The organism is Pseudomonas sp. W15Feb34 (genome assembly GCF_023127765.1).
GTDB classification, from domain to species: domain Bacteria; phylum Pseudomonadota; class Gammaproteobacteria; order Pseudomonadales; family Pseudomonadaceae; genus Aquipseudomonas; species Aquipseudomonas synxantha_A.
On sequence record NZ_SPKN01000032.1, the window covers coordinates 13,585 to 25,966 of the forward strand.

The 12,382-nt window shown below is 59.2% G+C and carries 8 protein-coding genes; 1 reads left to right on the forward strand and 7 read right to left on the reverse strand.

Features of this window, described 5'->3' with window-relative positions; genetic code table 11:
* Positions 1-15 precede the first annotated feature (15 nt).
* From E4O97_RS15805 to E4O97_RS15825, 5 genes are all read right to left on the reverse strand, one after another.
* Complete coding sequence (locus E4O97_RS15805) at positions 16-3,165, reverse strand: hybrid sensor histidine kinase/response regulator (protein ID WP_248161683.1); 3,150 nt, start codon at positions 3,163-3,165, stop codon at positions 16-18.
* An 83-nt stretch (positions 3,166-3,248) separates the two neighbouring features.
* Positions 3,249-4,442, reverse strand: a complete 1,194-nt coding sequence (locus E4O97_RS15810) for an EAL domain-containing protein (RefSeq protein ID WP_248161684.1) — start codon at positions 4,440-4,442, stop codon at positions 3,249-3,251.
* Positions 4,429-7,224 (reverse strand): ATP-binding protein, encoded by a 2,796-nt coding sequence (locus E4O97_RS15815; protein WP_248161685.1) that lies wholly within the window; start codon positions 7,222-7,224, stop codon positions 4,429-4,431. Before E4O97_RS15815 ends, E4O97_RS15810 begins: the two co-directional genes overlap by 14 nt.
* A 56-nt stretch (positions 7,225-7,280) precedes the next feature.
* On the reverse strand, positions 7,281-8,267 hold the full coding sequence (locus tag E4O97_RS15820; RefSeq protein ID WP_248133185.1) for a fimbrial protein: 987 nt from the start codon (positions 8,265-8,267) through the stop codon (positions 7,281-7,283).
* A gap of 22 nt (positions 8,268-8,289) precedes the next feature.
* A complete protein-coding gene (locus tag E4O97_RS15825; RefSeq protein WP_248130201.1) occupies positions 8,290-8,973 on the reverse strand; it encodes a molecular chaperone in 684 nt (227 codons plus the stop codon).
* A 208-nt stretch (positions 8,974-9,181) separates the two neighbouring features.
* Between E4O97_RS15825 and E4O97_RS15830 the strand changes: the two genes are divergently transcribed.
* Positions 9,182-9,697, forward strand: coding sequence for a chemotaxis protein CheY (locus E4O97_RS15830; RefSeq protein ID WP_248133184.1), 516 nt, complete (start codon positions 9,182-9,184; stop codon positions 9,695-9,697).
* 15 nt (positions 9,698-9,712) lie between these two features.
* Here the strand turns inward: E4O97_RS15830 and E4O97_RS15835 are convergent, their stop codons facing one another.
* Positions 9,713-10,918, reverse strand: coding sequence for a DUF1835 domain-containing protein (locus E4O97_RS15835; RefSeq protein ID WP_248161686.1), 1,206 nt, complete (start codon positions 10,916-10,918; stop codon positions 9,713-9,715).
* A 295-nt stretch (positions 10,919-11,213) separates the two neighbouring features.
* A complete protein-coding gene (locus E4O97_RS15840) occupies positions 11,214-12,290 on the reverse strand; it encodes an aldo/keto reductase (protein WP_248161687.1) in 1,077 nt (358 codons plus the stop codon).
* Positions 12,291-12,382: the final 92 nt, after the last annotated feature.

The following is a 12,382-nucleotide window of genomic DNA, read 5'->3' on the forward strand; positions in this document are numbered from 1 at the left end:
GTCCGTAATGCCAGTTCAAGTGAGGGAAGTTTGCCCGGGCTGGAGGGTTTCCAGGATGGCCAACAGTCGCTGCATCACAACCTTCACCTTAAGCTCAAGCGTGGTGTTGAGGCTGCTGCGGTTAAGCGCGGTTTCCAGTTCGATGCAGGCCTGGGCCAGGTTGAAGGCCTGCGCGGTACCCAGGGCGCCGGCGGCCGAATGCAGCAGTTGACCAAGGGCGCGCGCATCGCGCTGTGCCAGGGCTGCACCGATACGTTGTAAGTCTTGCTGCATGCTGCTGATGAACAGCGGGAGCATCTTCTCTGACAGCTGCACCCTGTCGTCGAACTGCTCGGATGGTGGTTTGACCTTACACAGCTTGGCCAAGTGTTCGCGCAAGGTTTGCAGGCTCAAGGGTTTGACGAGCCAGGCATTCATGCCTACCGCCAGGCAGCGCAGGCCCTCCTCGCGCATCGCATTGGCGGTCACGCCGATGATCGGTAACAGCGGGTCATGCAACCTGAGCGCACTGGTCAGTTCATAGCCGTTCATCAGGGGCATGTTTACGTCGGTCAACACCAGGTCGAAAGCTTGCGGTTGCCATTGCTGCAGCGCCTGCTCGCCGTTGGCGGTCAGGATCACTGAGCAACCGAGGGCTTCCAGTTGCTCCTTGATGATCGCCTGATTGACCGGATTGTCCTCGGCCACCAGTATGTGCAATCCGAGCTTCCCGATACTTTGCGGCTGGGCTGCCGCTGGTTGTTCATGCTTGCCATGTTGAGCCAAGGACACGATGCTGGCGATGGTACGTACGTCGTGCATATCCACAACCCAGCCCTGTGCTGTGTGCAACGGCGGTGTGCGCGCACCTGGCACGCATTGTACGCGTTGGCCGGCCCAGGGCCGGGCGGGCTCGTTGGGCAGCAGGTCCACCAGCACCGCATGGCCGTTGTCCTGCTCCCGCGTGGGCGTCGCCAAGGACGCCACTATGCCCAGGCGATTGAGCCAGTCACACAGCGACTGCGCCAACTCGCCCACTGGCGCCTGCACGTACACAGGTGTTTCACTGGGTTCGATCAGCGGCGGGTTGGTCAGCGTGCCGTGGCACAGCGGCAGGCGTATCTTCAGGCTAAAACTGCTGCCCAGGCCGGGCTCACTGACCACCTTGATCTCGCCGCCCATCATCTGCGCCAGCCAGCGGCAAATCGGCAACCCCAGCCCTGCACCGCCTTTGCTGGCGATGTCCGGTGACTGGTAAAACAGGTCGAACAGCTTGATCTGCTGCGCCTCGCAGATGCCCACGCCGGTGTCGGTGACTTGCCATTCCAGGTTGACATGCTCGGCATCGTGCGCGGTGACTTTGGTGCGGATCACCACACGCCCGATGTCAGTGAACTTGAGGGCGTTACTTACCAGGTTGTTGAGGATCTGGCGGATGCGCATCGGGTCGCCCATTACGCTGTCAGGCAGCGTCGGGTCGATGTTGCTATAGAGTTGCAAGCCCTTGCGTTGGGCGAAGGCGGCGTAGGTGTGCAGCGTGTCTTCGAGTATGTCCAGCGGGCAGAACTCCACGGCTTCAATCGCCATTTGCCCTGACTCGATTTTCGATACGTCCAGTACGTCGCTGATCAGTTGGAAAAGTGTGGCGGATGACCGCTGGATCGTATGCAGGTAAGTTTTCTGGTATGAGTTGAGGTCGGTCAGGCCGAGCAACTCCAGAGTGCCGAGTACGCCATACAGCGGGGTGCGAATTTCATGACTCATGGTCGCCAGGAACAGCGTTTTGGCCTCGTTGGCGGCATCGGCGGCTTTCAATGCCTGGGCGTCGTCGATATGCCGAGTGATGTCGTTGAACGCATACAAGCGCACGTCTTCGGCCTGATATCGGGTGGACACGTAACCGATTTGCAGGTGCCGGCCTTCGATCTCCAGGTATGTCTCGCCGTTCTCGCTGTTGTCATGCACACCGGCCAGGGCGGCTGCCAGGCGCGCGGAGCCCGGCCACAGCTTGGCGCGTTGGTTCTCGATCAACAGCTTGCCGTCGCTGCGCCGTATCAGGCATAAGCCGATGGGGGCGGTGTCGATGATCACGCGACTGAACTCCAGGCTCTCGGCAATCTGTTCATGGGCCAGGCGAGCCGGCGTAATGACTTGGCGCCGGTACCAGCGGCTGCCGGCCCAGCCCAGAGGGAGCAGGCTCGCGAGGAGCAGGGTTAGGGTGCTCAGCGGGCTTAAGGTCGCGTGAAATAAGTGCGAGTAGTTCAGGCCATAGATCGCGATCCAGGGATGGTCGCCCGGCTGGGTCATCTTGAATTCAATCCCGTCTGTGGTGAAATGCACGCCATCGCTGAGCGATGCCCTGGCCTCTGGGCCGACCAACTGGGTGCCGTCGGGTGCAATCAGGGTGAAGCGATCAATCACCGAGTGTTCCTGGGGTTGCAGTACATCGCTGATCGGAGTCGCGTCTACCAGGGTGCCGACCACCACCGGGCCCTGGCCGCCGAGTGGCAGGCCGATGTAGGCCATTAGATGCTCGGGAATGGGCCCCGCCCGCCAGTACACGCGATTGTCTTCCAGCGCGTGCGGCGCCTGCTCAAGAATTTGTTCCACTGCGTTGAGCAGTGCTATCGGGTTGCCGATTTCCTCGATGGTTTTCCGACGTAGGTAGCCCACCGACGGTATGGAGAGGGCGTAGTGCTTCTGTCGATTGATCAGAAAGGTTTGCGGTGCCTCGTACGACGATGGGGACCAGAAGGCGCTGAAGTAGCTCGTCAGGTTCGCGCCTAAGGCAAAAATCTGCGATTTGGCGGTGGCGCTGACCTGTTGTTCATCGATATTGACGTTAAACGGCACCGAAAACGAATACTTCAAACCTTCGTAGAGGGTGCGATTTGTGTCGTTCATGCGACTTTCCAGGCTGACCGAGACGTTTATGGGGTGCAATATTTCGGCCTGTATACCCGTGTGCGTCAGGCCCCTGAGGTATGATTCCTGTCCTGCAAGGTTTTCCATCAGGCGCGCGAATTGAATGCGTGCGGCGCTATAGTGAGAATTGATCTCCCATTGCAGTGACCAATAGTTGGTCATGACTAGCATCAGCGTGATCCCGAGGAGCATCATCAGGCCTTTGTTCAGGCGCCATGGACTGCGAGTGATGACTTCGAGGTCTGTCGTGTTGTGCTTCATTATGGGGTTCCGCAGGTGCAGGATGAAACGGCATTGGGTGCCGTTTATCCTTAACTATTGAACAGATTTCGCGTGTCTGCCAGTCAGTGAGATGTAGCGGGGCCATCATTGCTCAGAAGTTGTTGAAAATGTTCAGAGGATACGGCGCGGGAGATCAGGAATCCCTGCACCTGATTGCAGTCGATTTTGCGCAACAGGGCCAGTTGCTCCGGTGTCTCTACGCCCTCGGCAACTACGGTCAGGCCGAGTTTGCGACCCAGTGCGATGATGCTCGCCAGTGCTTGGGCAATGCCTTCGTTGTCGTGGCTGCCCTGCACCAAGGCCTGGTCGATCTTCAATTCGGTAAACGGTGTGGAGACCAGGTTCAAGTACGAGCTGTAGCCCTTGCCGAAGTCATCCTGGGACAGGCCGAAGCCTTTGATGCGCAGGCGGCAAGCGCCAGCGTAGAAGTTACTGATGTACTGCGGCACCGAGCACTCCATCAACTCGAAGCAGATCATTCCCGGGATACCATCGTGGTGCAGCACGAACTCCAGCAAACGGTCTGCCAGGTCATGGCTGTTGAGCAAGTGGGTCGGCAGGTTGATCGACACCGGAATTTCATAGCCGCGCTGGCGCCAGTGTTCCTGGGCGTGGATCGCTTGCTTGAGCACCAGCCACAACAGCCGCTCCTCCAGTTCGAACGCCTTGATCGCCGGCAGGAACGCGGCGGGCAGCATCACGCCTCGCTCGGGGTGCATCCAGCGAACCAGGGCTTCGGCGGCGACAATACGGCCGTTGGCCAGGGATTTTTTCGGCTGGAACCAGGCCTGGAACTGGCCGCTGCTCATGGCCTGCACCAGCGTATGACGGTCGATGTCCATGTGCTCGGGCAATTCGGGGGAGGGCTTGCGCACTTTGTTTCTGAGCTGGTCGACCAGGGTGCGCAACGCATCGGCGTTCACGGGTTTGGAAATCAGGCCAATCACTTCCACATCGAGGTTTTTCGCCACCAGGCTGGCCGCCATCAGCATGCGCCGTGACGCCGCACTCATGATCGCCAGCGCCGGCTTGCAGCGCAGGCTGGCCAGGCACTGGATAAACTGCACGCCGTCCATGCCGGGCATCAGCAGGTCGGTCAGTACCAGGTCGAAGTCCCGCTGGCGCAGGCGCTCCAGCGCTTCTTTGCCATCCTCGGCGGTTTCGAGCAGGAAATCCCCCAACTCGCTGAGCAGGTTCTGCAGGTAGATATACTGCAGGGGATGGTCTTCGACAATCAAAATACTAAGGGGCTTCATGGGTGATCCGTGCATAAGGCGCCAGGGAGTTGAATAGAGCACGCAACGCAAAGGGTTTGACCAGGCAATGGTTCATGCCGGCGGCCAGGCACAGGTCGGCCTCGCCGCGCATGGCGTTGGCGGTGGCCCCGATAATTGGCAACGGACAGCCCTGGCGCCGCAGCTCACGCGCCAGTTCATAGCCGTTGATGTGGGGCATGTTCACGTCCGTCAACACCACGTCGAAGTTGCTGGCGGTGTACAGCTGCAATGCATCCTGACCATCGGCCGCCAGTTCGACGGTGCAGCCGAGTTCTTCGAGTTGGTCACGCAAAATCAGCTGGTTGATGATGTTGTCCTCGGCCACCAGCAGGTGCAGGTTGAGTTTGTGCAGGTCACGTTGTCGCGTCTGTTCTCCGGCGCGGGCCACCCATAGCCCCTGGGCCTGGCTCACCGCTTGATAAATTGCGCCGAGATGGTTGAGGTTGACGTGCCAGGCATTGTCTTCCGCTTCTGGTACGCTGCTGGCATTGCTGCTGACATGGATCACGGGGCCCGGCCATTCGGGCACCAGTAACGGATCAACGCTCTCCAGATGCACTTGCAGCAACAGATGACTATCCGGCAACGTTGGCAGACCCGCCTGGGCTCTGGCGCCCCAACGGCGTAGCCAACCGCTGATGGAATGCGCCAATTCAGGGATGGGCGATACCACGTAAATGGTTTCGGCCAACAGCGGTCTCTTCGGCGGGGGAGACGCTTCTTCCAGCGGCAGAATCAGGCTGAAACTGCTGCCCAGGCCCAGTTCGCTGACCATCCGAATATTGCCGTTCATCAACTCGGTCAGGCGCTGGCAGATTGGCAAGCCCAGGCCTGTGCCGGCGACCACGTTGGTGTTGCCTTCGCTCTGGTAAAACGGCTCGAAAATCCTTATCTGATCTTCCTGGGCAATGCCTTTGCCGGTGTCCGAGACCTGCCATAACAGGCTCGAGCGCTCGCCGTCACGGCCGAGCACTTTGACTCGCAGCACCACGCGCCCATGATCGGTGAACTTCACCGCGTTGTTGAGCAGGTTATTGAGAATTTGGCGGATGCGCGTCACATCGCCGATCAGCCGTTCAGGCAGCGTTGGGTCTAAGCAGGCATACAGTTGCAGGCCTTTAGCTTGGGCGGCTGCGGCATAGCCTTGGATGATTTCGTGAACCAGGTCCAGCGTCGAAAACTCGCTCAACTCCAGTGCCAACTGCCCAGCCTCAATCTTCGACACATCCAGCACATCGCAAATCAGTTGCAGTAAGGTCGCCGATGAACCCTCGATGGTGCGCAGGTAGTCCTTTTGTTGGGCGTCCAGTTGCGTGCGTGCGAGCAGTTCCAGGGTACCGAGCACGCCGTACAGCGGCGTACGGATTTCATGGCTCATGGTCGCCAGGAACAGGGTCTTGGCCGCGTTGGCGGCATCCGCCAACTGCCGGGCTTCCTCCAGCGCCGCCTCGACTTGCTTGCGCGCGCTGATATCGCTGAAGGCGCAGAACAGCACGTCCTCGCCCCTGTAGCGGGTCGGCGCGCTGCTCAGGTACAGGTGGCGACCGTCGACGGTCTCAAAGTAGTCGCTGCGTTCAGACAACTCGCCGGTGAAGGCCTGCTCGATCCAGCCGGCGCGCAATGCTTCGAGTTCGGGGCCGTTGCCCAGCCATTGCTGGGCTAGGGTGTTTTCCAGCACCACCTGGCCGTCAGTGCGGCGCAGTACGCAGAGGGCGACGGGGGCGGTCTGGATCACATCGCGGCCGAACGCCTCGCTTTCGATCAACGCCTGAATGCGGTGGCTCGCCGGAATGATGAGGCGCTGGTCGACCCGGCGCATCACCAGCCAGATCAGGGTCAGGCTGAGCAGGCAGAACAGCAGCGAGCCGAGCAACTGTTTCCACAGGCCAGTGACCACGTCACGCAGGTCGATGGAGTACATCAGTTGCCAGTCTGAGGACTTCAGGTGCTTTCGGATTACCAGGTGGTCGGGCAGGAAACCGTTACCGACAAAGCCGAAAAAACTGTCCTCCGTGGGCTTGAGGTATTGTTGGCTCAGCTGTGTGTCATTGCTGTTGGTGAATATCAGCATGCCCTGGGAATTGAGCATCATGAACTCGCCGGCGCTCTGGTCGCTGAGGGATGAGGAGACCTTGCGGCTTTCCATCTCCAGGCCCAGCCAGCCGGAGTCGACATCGCGCTCATCCAGGCGAATGAAGAGGTAGAGCTGTGAGTGGTGATCGGTGTTGTCGCTCAGCCACAACGTGTTGAGCCTGCCAGGGGCGTTCTGTAGGGCCTTGAGACGTTCGAGCATAGGCTTGCTGATCGGCAGCACCTGCGCACTCGTATCATACAGTCGCGTCACCTGCGGGGTGGGGGCGGTGTTCACGTAGAGCAGGTTGAGCTGCTTGGCCTCGAGGTAGTCGCGCATACGGGGGGGCAGCCAGATGCTCCACTGGTTGCCCGGGATGTCACCCACTTGCAAGTGTTTTTCTTGCGCAGAGGGCGCGTAACCCCCTGACTGTTTGCGCACCGCCGATAGACTCAGGCTTTCGAGCAGGGCTTTGCGGTTGGTAAAAAACGTATGGGCTTCGGCGATGGCGCTGCTCATGTAGCCGCGCCGCTGGGAAATATCGTTGTTGAACGTCGACAACAGGAAGGTATAAACACCACTCAGAATGCCGACGAGCAACACAGTCGCAAAAATACGAAGCAGCCTTCTGGCTGCTTCGGGTCGCGAAAGGACCGGGTTGATCTGGGGCAGGTAATTTTTTATTCGCATCGGAGGACTTTAAGCGCCGGCCTTTTTTCATTGCATAAGACGATCCTTAAAGACGCCTACTTGTAAGACATATCCACCACCACTGCGGCGTCGAATGCACCGGGGATCGGCGTGGTGCGCCACTTCAGGTCCGCGCGGAACCCATCGCTGGTCTGATCCTTCCCCATCAATGTCTGTAGCGTGAACCAGGCGTTGAAAGGCAGTGCTTGTTGGCTATCGGCACGAGATAACGAGATGCCCACCGAGCTGTTGTTGCTCGGCACCAACAAATTATTGATGACGGTGCCGCCGCCCGGTGTGGTGGCGAAGCGCGCATTGATGGTGTAGGGCGTGTCGCAATCTTTGCGTAGGTTCAAACGGAAGTTTGCGCTGCTGGCGACTTGACCAATCGATGCTTTTTGCGACGGCTTAGGGAAGTTGACCTCGCTGGGGCTGATGGTCAGCTCGGGGGAGCATGGCACGAAGCGGATACGATTCAGGCCGGTGAGCACGTAGTTGAGGTTGCTATTGGCGATGCCGTTGAGCCCCCGCTCGCCGTCCAGTTGGAATACGTGGTACGAGCTTAACGTACTGGCCTGGCCGTTTGGCGGGGTGGTGCCGAACTTCTCGATGAATACGCTAAATCTGAGGGTGAATTTTGAGTCGCCGCATATATCCGGGATATATGTAAATTTCATGCAAGCCACGGAAAACTCACCGGTAGCGGCCGCGCCGATGCTTTGGGTGATCTTTCGATCCTTATAGCGGATGCCTACGCGGATGCCCTGACCGACGTCGGCGCTGTCTGGATTGACGTAAAAATACACGTGTTCGTTCCCATACTTTTGGTCGTCCTTGCAGATGACTTCGATGCTACGTGTGTCGGATTCCCAGATGATAGTGCCGTCGGGTGCATCGGGTGCGACCGCCGTCACAATGCCTAGAGCTTCTTTGGTGATGATCGAGTCGGTACCGGCTTCACGGCAGGCCAGCGCGTGGCTGGTAGCGGGTAATAATACGCCGGCCCACAACAGTAGCGGCAGAAAACGTTTAGTCAGTGACATAGGTGAAACACTCCGTGATCGATCACTTGAGTACCGCGCTACGGGGGGACTGCAAGCCGATGTCGTTGATTTCGGTGAAGTGGAGGCTGGCGCCTTTCGGCAAGGGGCCTGGAGCACTCAAGGTTTTGCTCTCGTAGGGTTTGAGCAGAAGGTAATCGCTGAGCGCCTGGCTGTCGGTTTGCAGGTTTATCAGCGAAAGGTGGAATGCGCTGGGATTGCTGACCGTGAGAGTGCGCCCGTCGTCGCTGCGCCAGACTAACTGTTGTACTGCCTCGGCCGAGCCGCCCTGGAGCGTAGGCGGTCGATAAAACAGCTTGAGCCGTTGGCGTATCGCAAACTGCATGCTGTTAGGGTCTTCCGACTTGAGCGGGACTTCCATGATGTTGAGCCAGAACAGTGATTCGCGATCCGTGGGCAAGCCTTCACCGGCATACAGAATGCGCAGTTGGTGATGCTCTCCGGCAGCCAGTTGCACCAGTGGTTCGGTGACGGCGAAGGGCACATTGGCGCTTGCCGCTTCGTCTTCGCCGGTGATCCAGGTTTGCACCAGCACTTTGCGTTGTGCCTGGTTGACTACACCAATACTGGCCGCCTTGTCATGACCGAAGTAAATCAGGCGTGTGCCTTCGATTTTTAGTGCGGCGTGGGCGGGCGGTGTAAGGGCCAGCAGCATACTGACGATCAGCAGCATTCTGAGGGATGACATCAGCACAACTGAAATTCCATGGGAGTGTTTGGTGGTGCATGCCAGGGTAGAGGGAGTTTGCTGCAAGGGCTTTCAGGCGATTCTTAAAAGTATGTGCCTGCCCACCGATGACCCTTTCAGAATCGCCTTAAAGTCTTGCCCGGGGCTAACAGTTAACGTGTTCACCGTTGAATGATCGACGTTGCTGCTTAACTGTCAGGTTTACCCTATGCCCAATAAAGCGTTACGCCTTCTAATTGCCGATGTAGACCTTCTGCAACGGCTCAAGATCGAGAAAATGCTCAACCAGTTGGGTTATCACCGCATCGCCCCGTTGAGCTCGTTCGACGAACTGCAGGCGTTGACCTGCTCGGGAGGTGTGGCGTTCGACCTGCTGATCATCAACACAGCACTGGTGCACTCGCGGCAGGTCAACCTGTTGAAGTACTGCCATGACAACCCGCTGATTCGCCACACACTGATTTATGACGGGCAATGCGCGCAGAGCTCGGTGGTGTCGGTGAACCAGACCTTGCACCTGTCGCTGTCGCAATCGCCGGACTTCAACTCGCTGCGCTGCTGCATGGAAATCGTCGATCCGGCCCACAGTTCCCCGACCGCTGAGCGGCCGATGCTGCGCGCCGTGGACGGCCGAACGCCGCAGCCTTCTATGACCCAGCGTGCGGTCTACCAGGGCGATCCGACGGTGGTGGCATGCGCTGTTGGGTTGTTTCCCAAGCGTTGATCGAATTGTGCCGCGTCAGTCACGCCAGACGGGCAGATCATCAAGGCCCAGTGCCCAATAAGGTTGCCGTGGCCGCAGGCACACACCGCCGACCCAACGCTCATGGCTGGCGTGGTCCAGCCAGCAGGCATTGCCATCCAGCACCTGCTGCGCCAGTGGCGTCAGCGCCAATACGCGGCGCGGCCACTCCACGTCCGTTTCGGACTCGATCAGCAGCGGCGCCGCCCCATCAATCAATGGGCGCAGCAGCGCATGGAACATCATGTCGCCCAGGAAAGGCAGTGGCTCGCGCTTGGCCATCAACTCGGCAAACACCCGGCCGAAAGGCACAGGCCCGGCCTCGGCGATATACCTCAGGGACAAACGTTCAGTCAGCGACAAACCGTCCTCGATACCCGGCAACTCCTGTAACTGGCGTCGTAACGCCGGTGCCAGAAAAGGCAGGGCAGGGTAATTGCCATGGGCCAGTTCCGCGAGCTTGAGCGGTGAGCTGTCGCAGTAAGCCGACCAGGCCCGTTTGGCCAACTGCACTGCGTCGTCGTCGATCAAGCGCCGCTGCGGCCAGAGCCAGGCCAGCACATCGGGGGCCAATTGGCCTATGCCGATAAATCGCTCGACTCCGGGAATTCGGTCTGCCTCAATCAGCTCCAGCTTGCGCGGCGCCTGCTCCAGGCCGGCCAGGGCGCGCACCAGAAACAGTTGGTCGTAGGCGTCCGCCTCGCACCACAGCACACTGTGATCGGTATTGGCCAAGGTTTGTAGTTGGTCGTATTCATCGTTGACGCGATGCGCAACGTCAGTGGAGTCAAGGGCAAACGCCTGACTGATAAAGGTACTGCGCATCGCGCGGAACGCTTGGCTGGGCAGTTCACGCACTGGTCCCATGCACAACGGGTCCGTGAGCATCCGGAACTGGCCCTTGAACCCGGCCAGTTGCAGGCTGTGGGCAATATCATTACCACACCGCCAATGGGTGGTGCGGGATTCATCGCTGGCTTCGAAACCAGGGTGGCGGGCGGCAAAGTCGAGGGCGTCGACGTGGGCCTTGAGCTTGGGCCAACTGGCGAAGCCCAGCTGTTTGGCAAGCTGCCACTGAGCCTGGGACAAGGTTGCGCTGGGGTCTTGGCTTTTCAGACGCGACAACAGTTCCTTGGCGCGCTTGCGCTGCTGCTCAAGGTTGAGGCGGCCATTGGTAGTGGAGGCTAAAGGGCGTTGCGACATACGATCTCCTTGCACAAACCTTTTCCGCTTCAAGGTTGGGAGTCGTAGAAATGAGGTAGAGCTGTGATGTCCTGGGCGCAGCCCTTTCCGCGGAAGGTGGCGTAGAGAGCGCCAGGCGGCAAATATAGGCAGCATTGCTATTCGGTGCAACCCGAAAATGTGGGCGCGGGCTTAAGGTTCTTTGTAGGCGCGAGCTTGCTTGCGAAAAACGCACAGGCGCCACGTTTAATCAGGAACCACGCGTTATCGATGACGTCTTTCGCGAGCAAGCTCGCTCCCACATTAAGGGCTGTGTTTACTTGTTCTTGCGCGCATCCATGGTCTTTTGGTGCTCGGCCAGGAACGGCTGTTCCGCAGGATCAAAACGATCAATCCCGGCCGTAAAGCGATGCCAATAGGGATACAACGGCTGACGCCGGGTGACCGCCTCGATGCGTGACGATTGTTCCTCGGTCAGCTTCAGTTCAGTCGCGGCAAGGTTATCGCGCAGGTGCTCTTCGGTACGCGCACCGACGATCAGCGAAGTGATTCCCGGCCGATCCTTTAGCCAGGCCAGGCAGGTACGGGCGACCGAGACGCCATGCTCATCACCGACGGCGGCAAGGGTTTCGATAATGTCCAGGGCACGCTCCTGGTCATGCACATAGGGTTCCGGCCAGCCGCTGCCCTGGCGGGTATTGGGTGGCGGCTTGTGCCCGCGTCGGGTCGTGCCGGTCAGCAGGCCTTCTCCCATCGGGCCCCATACCAAAGTACCGACGTGCTGGTCCAAGGCCAACGGCAGCAATTCGTACTCGGCTTCACGGGATTCCGGGGTGTAGTAGATCTGCTGGGTGATGGGCTTGAGCATGCCGTGCAGCTCAGCCTTGCCCAGGGTTTTCATCATCTGCCAGGCGGTGAAGTTGCTGGTGCCGAAGTAACGGATCTTTCCCGAGCCGACTAACAGACGCAGGGCTTCGAGGGTCTCTTCGATGGGCGTCATGCCGTCCCAGTTATGCAGTTGGTACAGGTCGATATGGTCGGTGCCCAAACGCTTCAAGCTGGCTTCGCAGGCGCGGATCAGGTGATAGCGCGATGAGCCGGAATTGTTCGGGTTTTGGTCCACCGGGCTGCGGCCCTTGGTCGCCAGCAGAATATCGTTGCGCTTGTCGCCCAAGGCTTTGCCGACGACCTCTTCGGCCAAGCCGTGGGAGTAAAGATCGGCGGTGTCGACCATATTCACCCCGGCATCGAATGCGATATCGAACATACGCTTGGCCAAGGGCACGTCCACTGCGCCGCATTTTTCGAACTCCGCACGACCGCCAAAGGGCACGGTGCCCAGGATGATTTCCGATACCAGCAGGCCGGAATGACCCAGTTGTCGGTATTGCATGTCGCCTCCTACTTAACGTTGCACGTGAAGGTGTGAACGATGGGAAGGGCGATAGTTTGAATTTTTTAATGAAAACTCGTCTGAGGGGGGGC